This is a genomic window from Pedococcus sp. P2_E4, assembly GCF_056403935.1.
The window spans coordinates 37,676-59,951 of record NZ_JBFUEO010000011.1; the positions used below are offsets into that span (position 1 = coordinate 37,676).

Annotated in this window: 21 protein-coding genes; 11 read left to right on the forward strand and 10 right to left on the reverse strand. The window is 71.9% G+C overall.

Annotation, left to right across the window (positions count from 1 at the left end; translation table 11 throughout):
- Nucleotides 1–7: 7 nt before the first annotated feature.
- Nucleotides 8–1,552 carry an MFS transporter gene (locus AC1DV7_RS07665; RefSeq protein WP_477596200.1) on the forward strand — a complete coding sequence of 515 codons (1,545 nt, stop codon included), beginning with the start codon at nucleotides 8–10 and terminating at the stop codon, nucleotides 1,550–1,552.
- A gap of 69 nt (nucleotides 1,553–1,621) precedes the next feature.
- Here the strand turns inward: AC1DV7_RS07665 and AC1DV7_RS07670 are convergent, their stop codons facing one another.
- Genes AC1DV7_RS07670 through AC1DV7_RS07695 form a run of 6 tightly spaced genes read right to left on the reverse strand, consistent with a single transcriptional unit; the run spans nucleotide 1,622 to nucleotide 6,261 of the window.
- A complete protein-coding gene (locus AC1DV7_RS07670) occupies nucleotides 1,622–1,969 on the reverse strand; it encodes a fluoride efflux transporter FluC (protein WP_477596202.1) in 348 nt (115 codons plus the stop codon).
- On the reverse strand, nucleotides 1,966–2,376 hold the full coding sequence (locus tag AC1DV7_RS07675) for a fluoride efflux transporter FluC (RefSeq protein ID WP_477596204.1): 411 nt from the start codon (nucleotides 2,374–2,376) through the stop codon (nucleotides 1,966–1,968). Before AC1DV7_RS07675 ends, AC1DV7_RS07670 begins: the two co-directional genes overlap by 4 nt.
- A complete protein-coding gene (locus AC1DV7_RS07680; RefSeq protein WP_477596206.1) occupies nucleotides 2,376–3,605 on the reverse strand; it encodes a pyridoxal phosphate-dependent aminotransferase in 1,230 nt (409 codons plus the stop codon). Before AC1DV7_RS07680 ends, AC1DV7_RS07675 begins: the two co-directional genes overlap by 1 nt.
- Before the next feature lie 4 nt (nucleotides 3,606–3,609).
- Nucleotides 3,610–4,221 (reverse strand): hypothetical protein, encoded by a 612-nt coding sequence (locus AC1DV7_RS07685; protein WP_477596208.1) that lies wholly within the window; start codon nucleotides 4,219–4,221, stop codon nucleotides 3,610–3,612.
- A gap of 13 nt (nucleotides 4,222–4,234) precedes the next feature.
- Nucleotides 4,235–5,710: a DHA2 family efflux MFS transporter permease subunit gene (locus AC1DV7_RS07690; RefSeq protein WP_477596209.1), complete on the reverse strand. Its 1,476-nt coding sequence runs from the start codon at nucleotides 5,708–5,710 to the stop codon at nucleotides 4,235–4,237.
- On the reverse strand, nucleotides 5,689–6,261 hold the full coding sequence (locus AC1DV7_RS07695; protein WP_477596211.1) for a PadR family transcriptional regulator: 573 nt from the start codon (nucleotides 6,259–6,261) through the stop codon (nucleotides 5,689–5,691). The genes AC1DV7_RS07690 and AC1DV7_RS07695 overlap by 22 nt, the downstream gene beginning before the upstream one ends.
- A gap of 108 nt (nucleotides 6,262–6,369) precedes the next feature.
- On the opposite strand from AC1DV7_RS07695, the gene AC1DV7_RS07700 reads away from it, so the two are divergent.
- From AC1DV7_RS07700 to AC1DV7_RS07710, 3 genes are all read left to right on the forward strand, one after another.
- On the forward strand, nucleotides 6,370–6,816 hold the full coding sequence (locus AC1DV7_RS07700) for a MarR family winged helix-turn-helix transcriptional regulator (RefSeq protein ID WP_477596213.1): 447 nt from the start codon (nucleotides 6,370–6,372) through the stop codon (nucleotides 6,814–6,816).
- A gap of 218 nt (nucleotides 6,817–7,034) precedes the next feature.
- Nucleotides 7,035–7,568, forward strand: a complete 534-nt coding sequence (locus tag AC1DV7_RS07705; protein ID WP_477596215.1) for a MarR family winged helix-turn-helix transcriptional regulator — start codon at nucleotides 7,035–7,037, stop codon at nucleotides 7,566–7,568.
- The gene (locus tag AC1DV7_RS07710; protein ID WP_477596217.1) at nucleotides 7,568–9,223 is read left to right on the forward strand and encodes an MDR family MFS transporter; all 1,656 of its coding nucleotides are present in this window, start codon (nucleotides 7,568–7,570) and stop codon (nucleotides 9,221–9,223) included. Before AC1DV7_RS07705 ends, AC1DV7_RS07710 begins: the two co-directional genes overlap by 1 nt.
- Here AC1DV7_RS07710 and AC1DV7_RS07715 read toward each other — a convergent pair.
- Both AC1DV7_RS07715 and AC1DV7_RS07720 read right to left on the reverse strand, forming a co-directional pair.
- Nucleotides 9,194–10,603 (reverse strand): sensor histidine kinase, encoded by a 1,410-nt coding sequence (locus AC1DV7_RS07715; RefSeq protein WP_477596219.1) that lies wholly within the window; start codon nucleotides 10,601–10,603, stop codon nucleotides 9,194–9,196. The genes AC1DV7_RS07710 and AC1DV7_RS07715 overlap by 30 nt on opposite strands.
- Nucleotides 10,600–11,253, reverse strand: coding sequence for a response regulator transcription factor (locus tag AC1DV7_RS07720; RefSeq protein ID WP_477596221.1), 654 nt, complete (start codon nucleotides 11,251–11,253; stop codon nucleotides 10,600–10,602). Before AC1DV7_RS07720 ends, AC1DV7_RS07715 begins: the two co-directional genes overlap by 4 nt.
- A gap of 142 nt (nucleotides 11,254–11,395) precedes the next feature.
- Between AC1DV7_RS07720 and AC1DV7_RS07725 the strand changes: the two genes are divergently transcribed.
- The 4 genes from AC1DV7_RS07725 (at nucleotide 11,396) to AC1DV7_RS07740 (ending at nucleotide 15,384) form a co-directional block, all read left to right on the forward strand.
- The gene (locus tag AC1DV7_RS07725; RefSeq protein ID WP_477596223.1) at nucleotides 11,396–12,559 is read left to right on the forward strand and encodes a LolA family protein; all 1,164 of its coding nucleotides are present in this window, start codon (nucleotides 11,396–11,398) and stop codon (nucleotides 12,557–12,559) included.
- Nucleotides 12,556–13,590, forward strand: a complete 1,035-nt coding sequence (locus AC1DV7_RS07730; RefSeq protein WP_477596225.1) for an ABC transporter ATP-binding protein — start codon at nucleotides 12,556–12,558, stop codon at nucleotides 13,588–13,590. The genes AC1DV7_RS07725 and AC1DV7_RS07730 overlap by 4 nt, the downstream gene beginning before the upstream one ends.
- Nucleotides 13,577–14,461 carry an ABC transporter permease gene (locus AC1DV7_RS07735; RefSeq protein ID WP_477596227.1) on the forward strand — a complete coding sequence of 295 codons (885 nt, stop codon included), beginning with the start codon at nucleotides 13,577–13,579 and terminating at the stop codon, nucleotides 14,459–14,461. Before AC1DV7_RS07730 ends, AC1DV7_RS07735 begins: the two co-directional genes overlap by 14 nt.
- 95 nt (nucleotides 14,462–14,556) lie before the next feature.
- On the forward strand, nucleotides 14,557–15,384 hold the full coding sequence (locus tag AC1DV7_RS07740) for an SDR family oxidoreductase (protein ID WP_477596229.1): 828 nt from the start codon (nucleotides 14,557–14,559) through the stop codon (nucleotides 15,382–15,384).
- 10 nt (nucleotides 15,385–15,394) lie between these two features.
- Here the strand turns inward: AC1DV7_RS07740 and AC1DV7_RS07745 are convergent, their stop codons facing one another.
- Nucleotides 15,395–17,032: an ABC-F family ATP-binding cassette domain-containing protein gene (locus AC1DV7_RS07745; RefSeq protein ID WP_477596231.1), complete on the reverse strand. Its 1,638-nt coding sequence runs from the start codon at nucleotides 17,030–17,032 to the stop codon at nucleotides 15,395–15,397.
- A 200-nt stretch (nucleotides 17,033–17,232) separates the two neighbouring features.
- Here AC1DV7_RS07745 and AC1DV7_RS07750 point away from each other — a divergent pair, with 200 nt between their 5' ends.
- On the forward strand, nucleotides 17,233–18,858 hold the full coding sequence (locus tag AC1DV7_RS07750) for an AMP-binding protein (RefSeq protein WP_477596233.1): 1,626 nt from the start codon (nucleotides 17,233–17,235) through the stop codon (nucleotides 18,856–18,858).
- Here AC1DV7_RS07750 and AC1DV7_RS07755 read toward each other — a convergent pair.
- On the reverse strand, nucleotides 18,832–21,009 hold the full coding sequence (locus tag AC1DV7_RS07755; RefSeq protein ID WP_477596235.1) for an MMPL family transporter: 2,178 nt from the start codon (nucleotides 21,007–21,009) through the stop codon (nucleotides 18,832–18,834). The genes AC1DV7_RS07750 and AC1DV7_RS07755 overlap by 27 nt on opposite strands.
- 23 nt (nucleotides 21,010–21,032) lie before the next feature.
- Here AC1DV7_RS07755 and AC1DV7_RS07760 point away from each other — a divergent pair, with 23 nt between their 5' ends.
- Nucleotides 21,033–21,587, forward strand: coding sequence for a MarR family winged helix-turn-helix transcriptional regulator (locus tag AC1DV7_RS07760; RefSeq protein WP_477596237.1), 555 nt, complete (start codon nucleotides 21,033–21,035; stop codon nucleotides 21,585–21,587).
- Nucleotides 21,588–21,685: 98 nt separating this feature from the next.
- Nucleotides 21,686–22,243 (forward strand): hypothetical protein, encoded by a 558-nt coding sequence (locus tag AC1DV7_RS07765; RefSeq protein ID WP_477596239.1) that lies wholly within the window; start codon nucleotides 21,686–21,688, stop codon nucleotides 22,241–22,243.
- The last annotated feature ends 33 nt before the right edge of the window (nucleotides 22,244–22,276 follow it).

A 22,276-nucleotide genomic window follows, 5' to 3' on the forward strand; every position in this document is an offset into this window, starting at 1 on the left:
GAAGGACATGACCAGCACGATCCTGGCGGCTCACGGCGACGGCGAGCACTCGGCATCCGCGCAGCCGCAGACCCAGCCACCCCGTGAGGCGGTGGTCATGCGGGGTGCGCTGCCGCTCGGGCGGGCGCGGACCATCGCGCTGCTCAGCCTGTTCCTCGCCTCGACGATGGAGCTGCTCGACACGACGATCGTCAACGTCGCGCTGCCGACCATCGAGGCGGGGCTGCGGGCGAGTGCCGCACAGCTGCAGTGGATGGTCGCGGCCTACCCGCTGGCGTTCGCGGTCGGTCTGATCACCGGCTCGCGGCTCGGTGACCTGGTCGGGCGCAAGCGGGTGTTCGTCGGCGGTCTGGTCGGCTTCACCCTGATGTCGGCCGCGTGCGGGTTCGCGCCGAACGCCGAGCTGCTCGTGGCCTTCCGTGCCCTGCAGGGAGTAGCGGCCGCGGCGATGATCCCGCAGGTGCTCTCGAGCCTGCAGGTGATGTACGCGCCGCACGAGCGGGCCAGGGCGATGGGCATGTTCACCGGGCTCGCCGGCCTGTCCGCGGTGCTCGGGCCGGTCATCGGTGCGGTGCTGACCGAGGCGGACCTCGGTGGCCTCGGCTGGCGCTCGATCTTCCTCGTCAACGTGCCGTTCGGGTTGCTCGCCATCGCGGCCGCCCTGCGCTGGGTGCCGGAGTCGGTGGCGACGCGTCGTCCCCGGATCGACCTGCGCGGCGTCGCCACGCTCGCGACGGGCCTGCTCGCCGTGCTCTACCCGCTCACCCTCGGGCGCGAGCTCGGCTGGCCGCTGTGGGTGTATGCCGTCATGACCGCCGGGGTCGCCGTCCTCGTCGGGTTCGCGCGCAACCAGTGGCGGTCCGAGCGTGAGGGACGTGAGCCGCTGGTGGCGCTCAGCCTCTACTCAGGTCGTGGGTTCGCAGCCGGGTCCGGGCTGAATGCGTTGCTGTTCATGGCCATGAGCTCGTACTTCCTCTGCCAGACGATCTACTTCCAGGCCGGGCTGGGCTGGTCGGTGCTCAAGGCCGGGCTCACCGGGGTGCCGTTCTCGCTCATGACGACGGTGACGGCCGGGCTCGCGGTGGCAGTGCTCGCGCCACGGATCGGCCGGCGGGTCCTGCAGATCGGGGCGCTGACGTGGGCCCTCGGCGCGGTCGTCCTCGGCGTGACGGTCCACTCGGCTGATGCCGCGACGTCGGTGTGGGCGTTCATGCCGGGCCTGCTGGTCGCTGGTGCCGGGTTCGGGCTGATGGTGTCGCCGATCGGGGTGTTCACGCTCGCGGACGTGCCGGTCGACCAGGCAGGCTCGGCCTCGGGGCTGTTCGCCACGACAGGTCAGCTCTCCGGCGCCGCCGGGGTGGCCGTCGTCGGGTCGCTGTTCTTCTCGGTGGTGGATGCGCACGCGTCGGTGGTGCCTGCCGAGATGTTCCGGCCGGCCATCGAGGTGGCCCTCGCCGTGCTCGTCGGGCTGATGCTGTTGGCTGCCGTCGTGGCCCGTGCCCTGCCCGAGCACCTGCCGGCCGAGGCACTGGAGGGCGGCGCGGGCCACTGAGTGGTGCGCCGAGTGAGCGCGATGTGCTCGTCCCCGGCTGGGGAGACGCACCTCGCGCTCACTCGCCTGTCAGAGGGCGAAGCCGAGCCAGAGGGCCGGAAGTCCGAGCCCCAGCGAGAGCGCCAGGTTGCCGGCGAACGGCCGCCACGCCCGCTCCTCGAGGAACACCCACGTCTCGAAGGCCAGCGTCGAGAACGTCGTGAGCGCCCCGCAGAAACCGATGCCCACCAACGGCATCAGCCAGTCAGCCGGGTGGGAGACCCCCGCCACGACCCCCAGCACGAACGACCCGACCACGTTGACGATGAGCGTGCCGAGGATCGTGCCGGCACGGGTGTGTTCGCGGGCCCAGCGGTCGACGAGGAACCGCAAGGGTGCCCCGACTGCCGCGCCCGCCAGGACGATCAGCCACGTCACGGTCGCCGCCCGAACAACCGCTCGCCGAGCGTGACCCCGAGCCCCACCGCCACGAGCCCGGCCACCAGCGACCCCACGAGGTATGCCGCCGCGACCAGTCCGTGCCCCGCCTGCACCATCGCGTGGGTGTCCAGGGCGTACGACGAGAAGGTGGTCCACCCCCCGAGGACCCCGACCCCGAGGAAGGGTCGCAGCCACGGGTGCGGTCGGTCCATCGACAGGACCCAGACCACGAGGACACCCATGGCGAGCGACCCCGTGACGTTGACGAGGAACGTCGACCACGCGAAGGCCCCCGAGACGTGGGGGAGTGCCAGCCCCACGGCATACCGGGCGAGGGAGCCGACCACCCCACCCGCGGCGACCACCGCGAGCAGCCCGGCATCGCCCCGCCGCACGACAGCCATCAGGCGCGCTTGGTCTCCAGGAAGTCCGCGATCCGCCCGATCGCCTCGGTGAGCACGTCCACGTCGGGGAGCGTCACGAGGCGGAAGTGGTCGGGCTCGAACCAGTTGAACCCGGTGCCGTGGGTGACGAGGATCCGCTTGCTGCGCAACAGGTCGATGACGAAGGCCTGGTCGTCCTCGATCGCGTAGACCTCGGGGTCGAGCCGGGGGAAGCAGTAGAGCGCCCCGTGCGGCTCGACGCACGAGACCCCGGGGATCTCGTTGAGCAGGCGCCACGCCGTCTTGCTCTGCTCGTAGAACCTGCCGCCGGGGTGGATGTACTCCTCGATCGACTGGTAGCCACCGAGCGCGGTCTGGATCGCGTGCTGGCCGGGGACGTTGGCGCACATGCGCATGTTGGCCAGGAGGGTCAGGCCCTCGAGGAAGTCGGTCGCCAGCTCCTTGGGCCCGGACACCATGACCCAGCCCGCACGGTAGCCGCACACGCGGTAGGCCTTGGACAGCCCGCTGAAGGTCAGGCACAGCACGTCGTCGCCGGCGAAGGTCGCCGTGTGGTGGTGCACCGGCTGGCTGGCCTCGTCGGCGAACAGGATCTTCTCGTAGATCTCGTCGGACATCAGGACGAGGTTGTGCCGGCGTGCGATGTCGGCCATGCCGCGCACGATCTCGTCGCTGTAGACCGCACCCGTCGGGTTGTTGGGGTTGATGACGACGAGGGCGTGGGTGTTGTCGGTGATCTTGGACTCGATGTCGGCGAGGTCGGGGTTCCACCCGTTGGACTCGTCGCAGCGGTAGTGCACCGGGGTGCCGCCGGCCAGCGTCACGGCGCCGGTCCACAGTGGGTAGTCCGGCGCCGGGATGAGGATCTCATTGCCGTCGTCGACGAAGGCGGTCAGCACCATCGAGATCAGCTCGGAGACGCCGTTGCCGATGTAGATGTCGTCGACGTGGGTGTCGGTCAGCCCGCGCGACTGGTAGTAGTGCGCGACGGCGGTGCGGGCGGAGTAGATGCCGCGGGAGTCGCTGTAGCCCTGGGAGTTGGGCAGGTGGTGGACCATGTCCTGCAGGATCGCCTCGGGGGCCTCGAAGCCGAACGGCGCGGGGTTGCCGATGTTGAGCTTGAGGATCTTGTGTCCCTCGGCCTCGAGGCGCTGGGCCTCCTCGAGGATCGGCCCGCGGACGTCGTAGCGGACCTGGTGGAGCTTGCGGGACTGGGTGACTCTGCGCACGGGCTCAGTGTTCCAGCACTTCGACCGTCGTCACGACGGTGGTCACGCCCGGGCGAGTCGGCGTCGACGAGAACCCGAACCGGCACGGCGGCTCGACGGGCGCGAGGTCGCCCAGCGCGACACCCCGCCAGGTGCCCGACAGGGTCGACACGGCACGCAGGTCGGTGGCGCCGTACCACTCGCGTCGACCCTCGAGCGCGGTGCCGCGGGTGCGGACGCCGCGCAGCGCGACCCGGGCGAGCGGGTCGACGGCGGTGGCCCACCCCGTGCTGGTCGCCACGGGTGCCGGGACGGCGCGCAGCAGCCAGCCGAGCGGCTGGCGCCCCCCGAGCGTGAGGTATGCGGTGAGCTCGCCTCCGGCGCGCACGTCCCACCCGTGGCGGGTCGCCGCCACGTCGACCGGGCAGATGCTGACCTCGTCGAACGCGTAGGTCTCCTGGACGAAGTCGGCGACCGCGGCGCTCGGGGCCAGCAGGGTGCGGTGCCCGAGGGCGTCCTCGACCATCACGTCCGCGAAGGCGCCGAGAGGTGAGTCGTCCCACCGCCCGACGACGAGGCGGACACCGCTGCTCGAGCCCACCCCGGCGATGGCGCCCGTGAACCGAAGACGTCGCACGGGCGCCACCTTGTCAGTGGTGGGTCGGCTTGGTGAAGGCCAGGGCGGCGGCGAACCCGACGAGCAGGACGGCGGCCGGCAGCAGCAGGGTCTGCGACATCGCGGTGGCGAAGCCGTCGGCGACCTGCGGCGGCAGCTTGACCCCTGCGGTGCGCTGCGACATGTCCTGCGGCAACCCCGGCAGATTGGCGCTGAGGCGCGCCTCGATGAGGGCTGCGATCGCCGCGGAGCCGAGGACGGCGCCGACCTGGCGGGTCGTGTTGTAGATCCCCGAGCCGGCGCCGGCCGACGACAGGGGGAGGTTGCGGGTGGCCGTCGCCGCCAGTGGCGCCCACATGAAGGCGTTGGCGACGCCCATCAACGCCATGGGCAGCAGCAGCACCCACGTCGCGCTCCCGACCGTCGTGACCGAGCTCAGCCAGAACAGCGCCGCCGAGCACAGGGCGAGGCCGAACGCCGTGATGGTCCGGGGGTGCACGCGGTCGGTCAGCTTGCCCGCGACAGGGGCCAGGGCGCCGGACAGCACTGCCATCGGCACGAGCAGCAGCGCCGACTTCGTCGGGGTCATGCCGCGCACGACCTGGGCATAGAGCATGAAGGGAAACGCCATACCGGTGATCGAGAAGCCGACCGAGCTGATGGCGATGTTGGACAGAGAGAAGTTGCGGTCGCGGAACAGGCCGAGCGGCACGAGCGGCTCGGTGCGGATCCGGCTCTGCCAGAAGATGAACAGCCCGAAGACGACCAGCCCTGTCGCGATGAGCAGCGGCACCGACAGGAACCCGTTGATCTGGCCCCAGTCGTAGGTCTCACCCTCCTGGATGCCGAACACCAGCAGGAACATCCCGACGGCCGACAGTGCCACCCCCACCCAGTCGAAGCTGTGGCTGTGCGTCTCGAGCTTCGGCACCAGGCGCATCGCCAGGACGAAGGCGACGATCCCGACCGGCACGTTGATGAAGAAGATCCACTCCCACCCGGGGCCGTCGACGAGCAGCCCGCCGAGCAGCGGCCCCACGAGGATCGCGACGCCGGCGGTGGCGCCCCACAGCGACATCGCCTGGCCGCGGGAGGCGGCCGGGAAGGTGCGCGTGATGACGGCCATCGTCTGGGGCGTCATCATCGAGGCGCCGAGGCCCTGCGCGACGCGGGCGATGATGAGCATCTCGATCGTGCCCGTGAGGCCGCACCACAGGGACGCGACGGTGAACAGCGCGAGCCCGGTGAGGTAGACGTACTTCGGCCCGATCCGGTCGCCGAGCCGGCCCGTGATCAGCAACGGCACCGCATACGCGAGCAGGTAGGCGGAGGTGACCCAGATGACGGCGTTCACGTCGGCATCGAGGCCCTGCATGATGGCGGGCGTCGCGACCGACACGATGGTCGAGTCGACGAGGATCATGAAGAAGCCGATCACCATGGCCCACAAGGCCGGCCACGGCTTGTAGTCGGCGGGGAGGTCGGTCCTCAGGGTTGTGAGTGCGGCCATGGCAGGTCGCCTCTCTCGAGTCGGTCGATGAACCCGCGGATCCAGTCCTGCTGGGCGAGGTTCATGTGCTTGATGTAGTCGGCGGTGACCCAGTAGGCCTCCGCCACCTCCTGGGCCTTCGCCTTGTCGACGAGGCAGTCGATGTCGGTGAGCTCGGCGTCGATGACCCGGAGGTGGTCTCGCAGGTCCGAGCAGACGGCGCTGGCCGGGGCGTTGTGCGCCTCGGCGAGCGCGAGGGCAAAGCTGGGGAACTCGTTGATCGGCGCGCGCAGGATCTCGCGGATGCGGGTGACCAGGGCGGTGCGACCCTCGGGCGTGATCGCGTAGGTCGTGCGCTCGGGCCGGTTGCCCTCGCGCTGCGTGCCGGTGGCCTGGGCGAACCCGTCGGCCGTGAGCCGCTCGACCGTGCGGTAGAGCGACCCGGGTGTGACGCGGACGATCCGGTCCTCGTGCCGCTCCAGGAGCAGCTGGTACATCTCGTAGGGGTGCATGGCGCGCTCGTTGAGCAGCGCCAGCGCCGAGATGGCCAGGGGGGTGAGCGTGGTGGTCATGACCCAATCGTTCCGCGTGGAATAGTCCACGCGGAATATAGGCAGCGGGCGACCGGCTCGTCAAACCTTCCGGGGGAGGGCCGGTCTCCCCGCCCGTAGGCTCTGGTCATGTCCCCCCGCACCCCGCTCGGCGAGCTCGAGGTCGAGTTGACCCGGCTGCTGCGCCGGGCGCGCAGCGCCCAGCAGCGCACCGCCGCCCAGGTGCACCCCGACCTCGACTCGGCTGGGTATGCGGTGCTCGTGACGGTTCGCGAGCTGTCGCAGGCCAGTGGGGGCGCTCGCGGCGGCGAGGTCTCCGACGCCCTCGGTCTGCACAAGTCGACGACCAGCCGGAACCTCACGACCCTCGAGGCCCTGGGGCTCGTCGAGCGCATCGCCGACCCGCAGGATGCGCGGGCCCGGCAGGTCCGGCTGACCGCCGAGGGGGCCGAGGCGCTCGAGCGGTCCTTCGCGGGCCGGCGAGAACGGCTCAGGACGCGGCTGGAGTCGTGGGACCAGGCCGACATCGCCACCCTCGCCGGGCTCCTGCGCCGGCTCAACGACTCCGCGTCCTGAGGCGTCCGCGCTCTGACGCGAGCCGTGGGCTGAGGCGTCCGCGTTCTGACGCGAGCCGTGGCTGAGGCGAGCCGTGGCTGAGGCGAGCCGTGGGCTGACGCGAGCCGCGGAGCCGCCGGCTGAGGCTGTGCGGCGGCGGAGGCGCCATACCTCCCAACAAGTTGCCTTCAGCAACCAACTGGAGTTAAGGTTGTGTTCTGCAACCAAAGGAGCACCTCGTGACCGCCACGACCCAGACGCCCGTCCCGCCCGTCGGCGCCGTCGACCACGCCGTCGAGGTCCTGTCCGCGCTCTCCGGGCTCATCCGCACCAGCAGGGCCGCGGGGCGCCGGCTCCAGGACGACCTCGGCGCGTCCAGCACGCCTCTGGCCGTCCTCAAGGCCGTCGCACGCGAGGACGGCAACGACCGGCCGGGCGAGCTGGCGGTGGCCACGGGGGTCGCCCCCTCGGTCGTCAGCCGGGTGCTGGCCCGTCTCGAGGACGAGGGGCTGGTGACGCGGCGTCGCGACGAGGTCGACGCCCGGGCCTGCCACATCGTCCTCACCGGCGCGGGCGAGGCGCACCTGCGCAGGGTCCAGCGGGAGACCGCCGCCGTGCTGCACGACGCCCTCGTCGACCTCCCGGCCGACGACCTGGCCCGGCTGCCCCGGCTGCTCACCGAGCTCGAGCGGGCGCTGGCCCACGCGACCGAGCGTCTCTCGCACTCCCGACGCGCCGCCCTGACCGACCCCGAACCCGACGAAAGCCGCTGATGTCCGCCTCCGCTCCCACCTCCCTCGAGACCGGCTCGACCGCCCCCGCCCCCGCCCCGCAACCGTCGCCCCAGACGACCGAGCAGACGACCGAGCAGACGGGCGAGATGACGCACCGCCAGATCCTCGAGGCGATGACCGGCCTGCTGGCCGGCCTGTTCGTCGCACTGCTCAGCAGCACGATCGTGTCGACGGCGCTCCCGACGATCATCGGTGACCTGCACGGGACCCAGCGGCAGTACACCTGGGTCATCACCGCGTCCCTCCTCGCCACGACCGTCAGCACCCCGATCTGGGGCAAGCTGTCCGACCTGTTCAGCAAGAAGCTGCTCGTCCAGCTCTCGTTGCTGGTCTTCGTCCTCGGGTCGGTCGCGGCCGGTGCCGCGCACTCGGTGGGCTTCCTCATCGCCTGCCGTGTGGTCCAGGGTCTCGGCATGGGAGGGCTCACCGCCCTCACCCAGTCGATCATGGGCGCGATGATCGCGCCCCGACAGCGTGGTCGGTATGCCGGCTACATGGGTGCCGTGATGGCCGTGTCCACCGTCAGTGGCCCGCTGCTCGGCGGGTTCATCGTCGACAGCGGCCTCGGCTGGCGCTGGACGTTCTACGTCTGCGTGCCGATCGCCGTCGTCGCCATGTTCATGCTGCAGTCGACCCTGCACATCACCACGCCGAAGCGGACCCCGAAGATCGACTACCTCGGGGCGGTCCTGATCGCCGTCACGTCGTCCCTGCCACTGCTGTGGGTCACGTTCGCCGGGCACGACTTCGGCTGGTGGTCGGTGCAGACCGCGCTCTACCTCGGCGGCACCCTGCTCGGGTTGGTGCTGACGGTCGTCGTCGAGCTGCGCGCCGCCGAGCCCGTCATCCCGATCCGGCTGCTGCGCAGCGTCAGCACGAGCCTGGTGATCGTCGCGAGCATCGCCGTCGGCGTCGCCATGTTCGGCGGCACGACGTTCCTGGCGCAGTACTTCCAGATCTCCCGTGGCTACAGCCCGACGCACGCCGGGCTGCTGACCATCCCGCTGATGGGTGCCCTGCTGGTCTCCTCGACGCTGGGTGGCCGGCTCGTCACCAACACCGGCCGATGGAAGGGCCTCATCGTCGGTGGCGCGGTCTTCCTCACCGCCGGGCTCGTCTGGCTCGGCCGGCTCGACCACGTCACCCCGCTGTGGCAGATCGGCACCGCGATGGCGCTGATGGGCTTCGGGATCGGCGCCATGATGCAGAACCTCGTCCTGGCCGTCCAGAACACCGTGGACGTCCGCAACATCGGCGCAGCCTCCGCCAGCATCGCCTTCTTCCGCACCCTCGGTGGTGCCATGGGCGTCTCGGTGCTCGGCGCCATACTGGCCAACGGCGTGCGCGACAACATCGTGACGGGGCTGCGCGCACTCGGCCCCAAGGCAGTTGCGGCGGCCCAGGCCGGTGGGGGCACGGGCACGCTCGACCTCAAGGACATGCCACCGGCCGTCGCGCAGGTCGTTCGAGCCGCGTACGGCGACGCGACCGGCCACATCTTCATGGTCGCGGCCGCCTTCGGCCTGGTCGCGCTCCTCGCCGTGCTCTTCGTCAAGGAGGTGCCCCTGCGCACCACCGTGGGGACCAGTGACGAGGTCGCCGACTCAGAGGTCCTGGAGCCGGTCGCCGGCTGAGCGGTCCAGCGGGTCGCTCGGCCCGCCCGGGCCGAAGGCGACGACGGCCCGCACGCCTGGCGACGCATCGTCGAGCCACACGCGAGCACCGTTGCGCCGCAACAGCTCTCGCGTGATGGCGAGTCCGAGCCCGCTGCCCCCGCTGTCGCGGTCGCGGGCCTCGTCGAGCCGGGCGAACCGGTCGAAGACGCGTTCGCGGTCGGCCTCGGCGATGCCGTGACCGTCGTCGGTCACGACGAGCCACACGGCGTCGCCGTGACGTTCCCAGGACAGCGTGACGCGACTGGAGGCGTGGCGAACGGCGTTGTCGACCAGGTTGCCGACGGCCCGCGTGAGGTCGTCAGGTCGAGCCCTCACCATCACGTCCGCAGCACCGCCCGAAGGCCGGACCTGGACTGGCACGCGAGCGCTGGCATTGCGGTGCTGGGTGTCGGCCACCAGCTGGGCAACCGACACGTTCCGTGGCGTGGCCAGCGAGCCGTCGACGCCCGAACGGGCCAGCACCAGCAGGTCCTCGACGACGGATGACAAGCGGTCCACTTCGGGCAGCAGGTCGTCGGGCAGCGCGCCACCCTCGCCGACCCGGGCGGCCACCTCGAGCTGGGTGCGCATGCTCGCCAGCGGACTGCGCAGCTCGTGCGCCGCATCGGCGACGAAGCTGCGCTGCTGGGCGCCGGCCGAGGCGAGGCGGGCGAGCATGTCGTTGAGCGTCGTCGCCAGGGCGCTCACCTCGTCCCGCGTGTCGGGGACGGGGAGCCGCTCCGTCGGGTCTGCGGCCGCGCCGATCCGCTGGGCGCCCTGGCGCAGGGACTCCACCGGCCGGAGGGCCGACCCGATGACCCGCCAGGCGACGATGCCCAGCAGGGCGAGGAACAGGGGGAGGAGCACCAGCATGAGGGTGCGCAACACCCGGCGGCTGTTGTCGAGGTCGGCCGTCGGCACCGCTGCCACGACGAGCACCCGAGCAGTGGTGGGGCCGGCCTCGACACCCGCCACCTGGAGCTCACCCGACAGGCCGGCGCGAGAGCCCGGCACCCGCAGGCCCGAGCCCCGCGCCACGAGTCGGCGCTCGGCAGCGTCCACCAGGGGGGTCAGCCGGTCGGCGGCCACGGAGCCACCCACAACGCGGTTCTGTGCGTCGAGCACCTGCACCAGCTGGGCCCCGCTCGCGGGCACCGGCTCGGGCAGCCTCCCCTCGTCCACGAGGACGGCCACGTCGTTCGCACTGGCCCTGGCCTCAGCGGTCGTGGCACGGTCCAGGGCCGCGCCCATGGCGGCATACAGCACGATCCCGCCCACGAGCAGCGCCCCCGCGACGCCCGCCAGGCCAACCACCATGAGCCGCGAACGCAGGCTGCGCCGACCGAACCACCGGGTCATGGGCGCAACCGGTACCCGACGCCACGCACGGTCTCGATGCGCTCGCGGCCCAGCTTGCGCCGCAGGTAGCCGATGTAGACCTCGACCACGTTGGGGTCCACCCTCTCGGCCCCCCAGACGTTGTCGAGCAGGGACTCCTTCGTCGACACGGTGGGGTGGGCGCGCAGCAGGTGCTCGAGCACGAGGTACTCGCGTCGCGACAGGGCCACGACCTCACCAGCGAGCTCGACCCGGCGCGAGGCGGGGTCGAGGACGATCCCTGCGGCGCTGAGGGTGGTGGCGCGCGGCACCGGGTCACGGCGCACCATGGCCCGCAGCCGGGCGAGCAGCACGACGAACGAGAACGGCTTGGTGAGGTAGTCGTCGGCGCCGTAGTCGAGCCCGTCGGCCTGGTCGTACTCACCGTCCTTGGCTGACAGGAGCATGACCGGCACCCAGTTCTCCTCGGCCCGCAGCGTCCGGACCACCGTGTAGCCGGACATGCGCGGCAGCATGATGTCGAGCAGGACGGCGTCGTACGCGCCGTAGCGGGCGGCGTCCAGGCCGCTCGGTCCGTCCGTCGCGGTGTCGACCACGAACCCTTCTGCCGCAAGGCCCTTCGCCAGGGCAGCGGCCATCCGGGGCTCGTCCTCGACCACCAGCACCCGCATGCCGCCACTGTGGCACGGGTGCCGCGGTGGCGTCTGCCGACCACCGCGAAGGACCGCCCGGGGCGGTGGCGACCGCCGCGCAACGCCGACCGACCTGGCCGACCTCAGAAAAGTCACAGGTGCCGGGCGGCACCATGGACCCATGAGCCTGTTCACGGACCACCCGATCGCTCGCTGGGCCGCGCCGGCTGCCGCGTGCGCGGTCATCGGCGTCGTCGCCCTCACGGCCAACCACGTCGCCGGCGCCGACCCGGGCCTGCCGCCGAGGTCCGCCGCACAGCTGCTCGTCGATGTGCAGCAGGCCAACCTCAAGGGGCTGTCCGGCACGGTCGTGCAGACCTCCAACCTCGGCCTCCCGCAGATCAGCCTGGGCGGGTCGTCGGAGGGTGGTTCGTCCTCGCTGACCTCGCTGGTGTCGGGCACCCACACGTGGCGGGTCTGGCTCGCGGGTCCGCAGCAGCAGCGGCTCGCCCTCGTCGGGAGCCTCGGGGAGTCCGACGTGATCCGCAACGGCCGCGACCTGTGGGTGTGGTCCAGCAAGGACAAGACAGCCACCCACACGACGCTGCCGGCCGAGGCCGCCACGCCGCGCGAGAAGGCTCCCACCCCCGACCAGCTACCCAGGACACCGCAGGAAGCCGCCCAGCTGGCCCTCGCCGCCGTCGAACCCACCACGAGTGTCGCCACCTCGGGGGCGTCGGTCGTGGCGGGACGGCAGGCCTACGACCTCGTCCTCAGGCCGAAGGACTCCGCGAGCCTTGTCGCGTCCGTGCGGATCTCGCTCGACGCCGTCCACCACGTGCCCCTGCGCGTGCAGGTGTACTCGACCAAGACGGCCAGCCCGGCCTTCCAGGTCGGCTTCACGCAGGTGGACTTCGGCACGCCGGCCGCGCGACAGTTCGCCTTCAACCCGCCGCCCGGCACCAAGGTCTCGCAGTCGACGCTCGGCTCGGACCGGGCCGGCTCGGGCGCGGGTGCCGCGGGTGCTGCGGGTGCCAAGCCGGGAGCTGGTCCCGAGGGCTCCCAGCCGAAGGTCGTCGGCACCGGGTGGGCCGCCGTGGCGGTTGCGAGGTTGCCCAAGGCACCCGCGGACGCCACCACGCCAGGTGGCGCCGGGGGCACTGCAGCCGATCTCGCCGGCCAGCTGCAGCGGGTCCTGAGCCTGCTGCCGAAGGCGTCGGGGTCGTGGGGCTCGGGTCGCGTGCTCCAAGGCACCCTCTTCACGGTGGTGGTCACCGATGACGGCCGCGTCGCGGTCGGTGCCGTCGCCCCCGATCGGGTGTATGCCGCGCTGGCGGCGAAATGACCCAGCTCACCACGGCGGGTGAGCAGGTCGAGCCGTCGGGCCGGCGCGCCGACACCCTTGCGGCGGCCAGGTCCACGCACGGTCCGGCCGCGTCGCCCGAGACCGGGCTCGCGATCTCGACCCGAGGACTCACCAAGCGATTCGGGTCGCAGCTCGCCGTCGACGACGTCGACCTGCGCGTCCCCCGAGGCGCGGTCTACGGCTTCCTGGGCCCGAACGGGTCCGGCAAGACGACGACGATCCGGATGCTCCTCGGACTGGTCGAGCCGACGGCCGGCACCCGGAGCCTGCTCGGCATGGCCATCCCCCAACAGGCCACCGTCGCCCTGCACCGGGTCGGTTCGCTCGTCGAGGGCCCGGCGTTCCATCCCTACCTGTCGGGGTGGGCCAACCTCGCGAGGCTCGACGCCGCGGACGTCCTCGCCGATCCCCGCACGACCCGGGCTCGCATCGGCACCGCCCTCGAGCGGGTGGGCTTGAGCGCGGCCGCCGGCAAGCGGTACCGCGCCTACTCGCTCGGCATGCGCCAGCGGCTGTCGATCGCCGCCGCCCTCCTCGCACCTCGCGACCTCCTGGTGCTCGACGAGCCCACCAACGGACTCGACCCCCAGGGCACCCGCGAGGTGCGTTCGCTCATCGGGTCCCTCGCCTCCGACGGCACGACGGTCTTCGTCTCCAGCCACCTCCTGGCCGAGGTCGAGCAGATCTGCAGCCACCTGGGCGTCATGCGTGAGGGGCGGCTGGTCGCGCAGGGCACCGCGTCGGAGGTGCGCGCTGGAGGCACAGTGTCCCTGCACCTGGTGACCGCCCAGCCGGACGAGGCAGCGGCGGTGCTGACCGCCCTCGGGGTCCGGTCGGTCACGAGCCACGCGGGTGAGGTGCGCGGCATACCGGGCGAGCTCGAACCCGAGGCGATCGTCGCTGCGCTGGTCCGTGCCGGCGTCGGCGTCCGCTCGTTCACCGCGAGCTCGCCGAGCCTCGAGGACCTGTTCGTGTCGCTCACGGGGGAGGGCTTCGATGTCAGCGGCTGAGGTGGGGGTGTCGGGCGCCGGTTCGGCGCCGGGTGTCGTGAGCCGCCCGAGGGGCCGACGCCTGTCAACGCGGCTGCTTCGCTCGGAGCTGCGCATCATTGCCGGCCGCCGGCGCAACCAGGCCGGCCTCCTGGTCCTCGCCGCGGTGCCCATCGTGATGGCGATCGCCGTCAAGGTGTCGACGCCACGTGCCGGGGAGGGGCCCGACTTCCTGTCGTCGATCACCTCGAACGGCCTGTTCGTCCCCCTGGCGGCGCTCAGTGTCGAGATGGGGATGTTCCTGCCGCTGGCGATGTCGATGCTGGCCGGGGACGCGATCGCCGGCGAGGCCAACCTCGGCACCCTGCGCTACCTCCTCACCGTCCCGGTCAACCGCACCCGCCTGCTCCTGGTGAAGTACGCCTCGTTGTGCATCGGCGCGCTGTGGGGCATCGCCGCGGTGGCCCTGCCCGGGGCGGTCATCGGCATCGCGCTGTTCGGCACCGGTCCGCTGACCACCCTGTCGGGAACCCAGATCGGCTTCGGGGCAGCGGTGTGGCGCGTGGTGCTGGTCATGCTCTACCTCGCCGCGGGGCTCGCCGGCCTCGCCGCCGTGGGGTTGTTCATCTCCACCCTGACCGAGGTGCCGATCGCCGCGGCGATCGCGTTGATGGTGTTCACGATCGTGTCGTGGATCCTCGATGCGGTGCCACAGCTGGGCTGGCTGCACCCGTGGCTGCTCGTCGACCACTGGCTGGCATTCGGGGACTTGCTGCGCGACCCGATGGCCGGTGCCGAGATCGGGCGTGGCCTGTTCACCGCCGCCGGGTATGCCGTGGTGTTCTGGCTCGCGGCCTGGGCGCGGTTCGCGGGCAAGGACATCACGAGCTAGCGGTCCCCACAGCCCGGACGGCTGCGGGCGGGGTGACGAGGGCCACGGGCGCTCCGGGTTCCGCGGCTACCGGACGGTAACTAGGCTCGCTGACCATGACGACGCTGTCCGGCAAGACCATCATCATGTCCGGCGGGAGCCGTGGCATCGGCCTCGCGATCGCGGTCCGTGCCGCGCGGGACGGTGCCAACGTGGCGCTCATCGCCAAGACCGACCAGCCGGACCCCCGGCTCGCCGGAACGATCCACACCGCCGCCGCGGCGATCGAGGCGGCAGGTGGCCACGCACTGCCGATCGTGGGCGACGTCCGCGACGACGACCTCATCGCGGCCGCGGTCGACAAGACCGCGGCGCAGTTCGGCGGGATCGACATCGTCGTCAACAACGCGAGCGTCCTGAACCTCAGCCCCACCGCCCAGCTCGAGCCCAAGCGCTACGACCTCATGCAGGACATCAACGTCCGCGGAACCTTCATGCTGACCCGGGCGACGATCCCGCACCTGCTGGCCAGCCCTGACCCCAAGGTGCTCACCCTCTCGCCGCCCATCAACCTGGACCCGCGCTGGTTCGCCGGGCACCCGGCCTACACGATGGCGAAGTATGGGATGACGTTGGCAGCACTGGGGTTTGCGCACGAGCTCGGCCAGAAGGGCGTCTCGTCGACCTGCCTGTGGCCGGCGACCCTCGTCGCCACCGACGCGATCGGCAACCTGCCCGGCGGCGACCAGATGGTCAAGGTCAGCCGCAAGCCCGAGATCGTCGCGGACGCGGCCTACGAGGTGCTCACCACGGACGGGCAGTCGCTGAACGGACAGACCGTGATCGACGAGGACCTGCTTCGCTCGCGGGGCGTGGCCGACTTCGCGCCGTACTCGATGACGGGCAAGGACGAGGGCCTCGCGCCCGACATCTTCCTGTCCTGACCGACTGACGTCAGGACTCGGTCACGCGGCCGGCCTCGACGTGCCAGTGGCGGGTGGCGTGGACGTCGGCCAGCATCCGGCGGTCGTGGGTGACGAGCAGCACCGTGCCACCGAAGGAGTCGAGCGCCTGCTCGAGCTGCTCGATGGCCGGCAGGTCGAGGTGGTTGGTCGGCTCGTCGAGCACGAGCAGGTTGACCTCGCGGGCCTGGAGCAGCGCCAGCGCCGCACGGGTGCGCTCGCCCGGGGACAGGGACTCCGCCGGGCGGTGGACGTGCTCGGCGCCCAGGCCGAACTTGGCGAGCAGGGTCCGGACCTCGGCGTCGGGCCAGTCAGGGAGGGCCTCGCCGAAGGCCCGGGCGAGTGACTGTGGGCCGAGGAACAGCCCGCGGGCCTGGTCGACCTCGCCCAGGCGCACCGACGACCCCAGCCCTGCGCTCCCCTCGTCGGCGGTCAGGGTGCCGAGCAGCAGACCCAGCAGCGTCGTCTTGCCGGAGCCGTTGGCGCCGGTGATGACCACACGGTCGGCCCAGTCGACCTGGACGTCGACCGGACCCAGGGTGAAGTCGCCGCGCCGCACCACCGCTCGTGAGGCGCTCGCCACGACCGATCCCGAGCGCGGAGCGGCCGCGATGGTCATCCGCAGCTCCCACTCCTTGCGCGGCTCCTCGACCACCTCGAGGCGCTCGATCATCCGCTCGGTCTGGCGCGCCTTGGCGGCCTGCTTCTCGGCGGACTCCGCGCGGAACGCCGGGATGAACTTGTCGTTGTCGGTCTTCTTGCGCCGGGCGTTGCGCACCCCGACGGTCATCCAGTTGCGCTGCGTCACCGCGCGCTGCTCGAGGCGCTCCCGCGTGTCGGCGTAGTCCTCGTAGGCCTCGCGCGCGTGCCGCCGGGCCACCTCGCGCTCAGCGAGGTAGCTGTCGTAACCGCCCTCGTAGACGCCGACCTGCTGCTGGGCCAGGTCGAGCTCGACGACGCGTGTGACGGTGCGGGCCAGGAACTCCCTGTCGTGGCTGATGATGACCGCAGGGCTGCGCAGGCCGCCGACGAACTGCTCCAGCCGCTCGAGCCCGTCGAGGTCGAGGTCGTTGGTCGGCTCGTCCAGCAGCAGCACGTCGTAGCGGGACAGCAGCAGCGCCGCCAAACCGGCCCGCGCTGCCTGACCGCCGGAGAGGCTGGTCATCGGGGTGTCGAGGTCGACCCCCAGCCCGAGCGAGGCCACCGTGGCCGCGCTGCGCTCCTCGAGGTCTGCCCCGCCGAGGGCGAGCCACGTCTCCAGGGCCGCGGCATACCGGTCGTCTGCACCGGCCGCGGCGTCGGCCAGGGCGTGTGCGGCATCCTCCATGGCGACCTCGGCGGCCGCCACCCCGGTGCGTCGGGCGACGAAGCCGGCCACGGTCTCGCCGAGCCGCCGCTCGGGTTCCTGCGGCAGGTGGCCGACCGAGGCGGTCGCCGGGCTCAGCGTGACCGAGCCGGCCTCGGGTTCCTGCTCGCCCGCGAGGAGGCGCAGGAGGGTGGACTTGCCGGCGCCGTTCGCCCCGACGAGGCCGATGACGTCACCGGGTCCCACGACGAGGTCGAGGTCGGCGAACAGGGCCCGCGCACCGTGGCCGGCGGCGAGGCCGGAGGCCTTGAGGGTTGCGCTCATGTCGCGGCCGACGCTACCGGCCTCGCCCCGAGGGGCGACAGCGGATTCCCATCGCGGGCGCGGCGGCCCTGACGGGTGGCCCTCGGGCCCACCATCCGCCCTCCGCTTCGCTCCGGCCTCCCGCCAGGCCCGCCACGGCCCTGCGGGCCACCCGTCAGACCCGCCACGCGGGGTTGTGGGATGTCGGTGGGCGCGATGGGATGGCTGGCATGACACTGCTGTCGCACACCGTGGGTGAGACCGACGTCCCGCTGCTCGAGCAGACCATCCCCGACAACCTCGACGCGACGGTGGCCCGCTTCGGTGACCGCGAGGCGCTGGTCGACGTCCAGCAAGGCATCCGGTGGACGTATGCCGAGTTCGCCGGTGAGGTGGACCGGCTCGCCCGTGCGCTGCTCGCGGTGGGGGTCGAGACCGGCGAGCGCGTGGGGGTGTGGGCGCCGAACTGCGCCGAGTGGACCGTCGTGCAGTACGCGACCGCGAAGATCGGCGCGATCCTCGTCAACATCAACCCGAGCTACCGCACCCACGAGCTCGAGTACGTGCTGAAGCAGGCCGGGGTCTCGTGGCTGTTCCTCGCGGAGTCGTTCAAGACGAGTGACTACGTGGCGATGTTCGAGGAGGTGCGCGAGAGCTGTCCCGGCGTCAGGGGCGCGTACGTCCTCGGCCGGGACTCGTGGACCTCCTTGTTGGGGCGTGCGGACGAGGTCGGCCCGGAGCGGGTCGCCGCCGTGCAGGCCGGGCTCGACCCGCACGACCCCATCAACATCCAGTACACGTCCGGCACGACGGGGTTCCCGAAGGGCGCCACCCTCAGCCACCGCAACATCCTCAACAACGGCTACTTCGTCGGCGAGATCTGCGGCTACACCGAGGTCGACCGGGTCTGCATCCCGGTGCCCTTCTACCACTGCTTCGGGATGGTCATGGGAAACCTCGCCTGCACCACGCACGGCGCCGTGATGGTGATCCCCGCGCCGGGTTTCGACCCGGCCGCGACGCTGCGGGCCACGGCGGACGAGCAGTGCACGAGCCTCTACGGAGTCCCCACGATGTTCATTGCCGAGTGGGCGCTCGCCGACCACGCGGCATACGACCTCTCCTCGGTGCGGACCGGCATCATGGCCGGATCCCCTTGTCCTGCAACGATGATGCAGAAGCTGATCGACGCCGGGATCGGTGAGGTGACGATCTGCTACGGCATGACCGAGACGTCGCCCGTGTCGACCCAGACGCGCAGGGACGACTCGTTCGAGCAGAAGGTCGGCACGGTCGGGCGGGTCATGCCGCACCTCGAGATCAAGGTGGTCGACCCGCTGGGCGGCGAGACGCTGCCGAGGGGGGAGGCCGGCGAGTTCTGCACCAAGGGGTACTCCGTGATGCTCGGGTACTGGGAGCAGCAGGACAAGACCGACGAGGTGCTGGTCGACGGCTGGATGCACACCGGCGACATCGCCGTCATGGACGACGACGGGTACGTCCAGATCACCGGCCGGATCAAGGACATGGTCATCCGCGGCGGGGAGAACGTGTACCCCCGCGAGATCGAGGAGTTCCTCTACACGCACCCGGACATCCTCGACGCCCAGGTGGTCGGGGTGCCCGACGCGAAGTACGGCGAGGAGCTGTGCGCGTGGATCCGGATGAAGGAGGGCGCCGAGCCGCTCGACGCCGACGGGGTGCGCGCGTTCGCGACGGGAAAGCTGGCGCACTACAAGATCCCGCGCTACGTGATGGTCGTGGACGAGTTCCCGATGACGGTCACGGGCAAGGTCCGCAAGGTCGAGATGCGGGAGAAGTCAGTGGCCGACCTGGGCCTCGGCTGAGACCAGCTCGTCGTCGTGCGTCGTGACTCGCCCACGGGTCGGGTGGCTGGGCCACCAGAAGCGTTCGCCGAGGAGGCTCACGACGGCGGGCACCAGCACTGACCGGACGAGGAGCGTGTCGAGCAGCACGCCGAACCCGACGATGACCCCGATCTGCGCAAGCTGCACCAGGGGGAGCACGCCGAGGACCGCGAAGACCGCAGCCAGCAGGACTCCGGCGCTCGTGATCACCCCGCCGGTGACTGCCAGGGCAGAGACGATCGACTCGCGTGCGGGTACGCCGGCCGAGGCCTCCTCGCGGGCCCGCGTGGCCAGGAAGATGTTGTAGTCGACCCCGAGCGCCACGAGGAACAGGAACGCGAGCAGCGGTGTGCTCACGTCGAGGGGCGGAAAGCCGAGCACGTGCTGGAAGGCGAACCAGCTCGCCCCCATGCTCGCCACGTAGGTGGCCACCACGGTGGCGACGAGGACCACGGCCGCCACGACGGAGCGCAGCAGGGTCAGCAGGACGACGAGGACGATGCCGAGGATGAGCGGGAACAGGAGCAGCCGGTCGCCCGCTGTCGTCGTCCGGGCGTCGAGCGCCTCGGCGTCGGACCCGCCGACGAGGGCGTCGGCCCCGGGGACGCCGTGCACCGCCGTGCGCAGCGCTCGTACCTGCTCGAACGCCGCCGTGGTGCCCGGGTCGGCGGTCAGGACCACGTCGAGCTGGACCAGCCGGTCATCGCCGCCGGTCCTGCGGACGTCCTGGACCCCCGGGACCGCACGGGCGGCGGCGGTGACGGCCTCGGTCGCGGAGGCGGCAGCCACGACGGTGGCGGGTTCGCTCGTGCCGGCCGGGAAGGCCCGGGCCAGCTGCTCCTGGCCCACCACAGCCTCGGGCTTGGCGAGGAACTGCTCCTGCGGGGACTGCCCGACCAACAGGCCCAGGCCGCCGAGGGCCAACGTCGCGAGGACAACGAGGGACGCCAGGCCCACGACGAGCGGTCGACGGGTCACCGCCTCGCCGAGCCGTCGCCACACACCGGCGTGGCTGGGGTCGATCGACCCCACGGGCGGGATGAACGGCCAGAAGATCCGGCGTCCGAACAACACCATGGTCGCCGGGAGGGCGAGCAGCGCGTAGGCGAGGGCAACGGCGATGCCCACCCCACCGGCATACCCCAAGGACCTGGCGAACGGGTCGTCGGCGAGGCCGAGGCTGAGCAGGGCGAGGACCACCGTGCCTCCGCTGGCCAGGATCGCGGGCGCGGCGGACAGCAACGCGGCACGCATGGCCTCGTGCCGGTCCTCGGTGCGACGCAGCTCCTCGCGGTAGCGGGCGATCAGCAGCAGTGCGTAGTTGGTCCCGGCGCCGAAGACGAGCACGGAGGTGATCCCCGTGACGGCACCGTCGGCGCGCAGGTCGGTGGTCCGGCTGAGCAGGGCCAGGGCCTTGCCAGCCACCTGGTCGCCGGTGCCGACCACCGTCAGCGGCACGAGCCACAGCCAGGGGCTTCGGTACGTGAGCAGCAGCAGGAGGGCGACGACGCCAGCCGTCGCGCCCAGCAGGCGGATGTCCGCCCCGTCGAACACCGCGCCGATGTCGGCCGAGAAGGCGGGTCCCCCGGTGACCGTCGCGCGGAGCCCGTCGGGCAGGTTGCCCCTCACGGCTGACCGCAGCGTGGCGACAGCCTGCGAGACCTCGTCGTCGGCGAGGTCGGCCCGCAGGGGCACGACCGCCAGAGCGGTGGAACGGTCCTCCGACAGCTGCGGCGGGATCGGTGCGCTTGTCCCGGGAGCCCAGCGGCCGACGGCGGCGACGGCTCGGTCGCGGGACTGCTGCACCGCGCGGACGTCCGCGTCGCCGAGGCTGCCGCTGCTGCTCGTGTAGACGACGATGGCCGGTGAGACCCCGCTGTCCGGCAGGGTCTCGCGCAGGGCTGCGGCCCGAGCGGCCTCGACGCTGGCGGGCAAGGACGCCGCAGTGGTCGAGACCGGCGCCGGGTCTCCCGCGAACGCGAAGGCCGCCCCGGACACCAGCAGGGTGAGCACGACGACGACCCACTTGGACCGTGGTGTCGCCAAGGTCCCGAGCACGCGACCGAGGGCGGTGAACGGGCCGTGGTCCGCGGGTGGTCGTCCCTCTCGTCGACTGTGGAATAATTCCATGATGGAAACACTACACTGGCTCCATGACGACGGGCAATGCTGCGGACCACGACGCCCCTGAGCAGCGGGCTGGTGGCGCAGCGGCGGGGGCGGCTGCCGCGCGGGGTGGTGCCGGTGACCCGGTCTCGGCCGCCATCGTCGATGCCCTCCGGGCCTTCACGACGGCGATGGACCGCTACATCGACGTCCACGGGGGTGCCGTCGGGATGCACCGAACCGATCTGGTCGCCCTCGGGCACGTCATGGACGCGGGTCGGCAGGGCGACCACCTGACGCCCACGGAGCTGGCCTCCGCGCTCAACCTCAGTGCGCCTGCGACCTCGGCACTCCTCAGCCGCCTCGAGGCGGTCGGGCACGTCCAGCGGACCCACGCGAGCAGCGACCGCCGCCGCGTCTCGATCGAGATGACCGACGACGCGATGGCGGTCGGCCGACAGGTCTTCGGCCCGCTGGCCGTGGAGATGGCTGGGGCCATCGACGCGTATGGCCCAGAGGAGCGCGAGCTGGTCCTGCGTTTCCTCACGGACGTGCTCGCGGCCACCGCCCGGGCCACGGACGGAGCCGGCACGCGCCGCTGACCTGCGGCGATGCGCGGCGCCGGGCTGGTCGCAGCCCTCTTGCTGGTCTAGGTTCGAGATGTCCGGCACACCGGACGTCGACGACCCCAGGAGGGCGCATGGACGGCATGACCATCGTCTGGATCATCATCGCGATCATCGTGGTGCTTGCTCTGTTCGCACTGTTCGTCTCCCAGTCGCGCAAGCGGCAGGCCGAGGCCCACCGCGAGGAAGCCGCTGACCTGCGCGCCACCGCTGCAGAGCACGACCGCGAACACCGCGAGCGCGAGGCCGCGGCCGCCGAGGCGCAGGCCCAGGCGGACAAGGCGCGCGCGGAGGCCCAGGAGCAGCAGGCCAGGGCCCAGCGTCTCGAGGCGGAGGCGGAGCGCCGCGGCGAGGCGGCCGCGGAGGCGCGGGACACCCGGGACGAACACCTGCGCCAGGCGGACGTGACCGACCCCGACGTCGACGCCGACGAGCGGGACCCGTGGGACGGCACCGGCGAACGCCTCGCCGACGAGCGCGACGGGACCGACAGGGTCGACGCGACCGACCGGGTCGACGGGACCGACCGGGTCGACGCGACCGACCGGGGCGACGGGACCGACCGGGTCGACGAGGTCGACGACGCGACGGCACGCCGGGACGAGGGTCGCAACTCACCCGACCGGGCCTGACGCCCGGGAGCGCCAGCGAGACACCGACAGCCG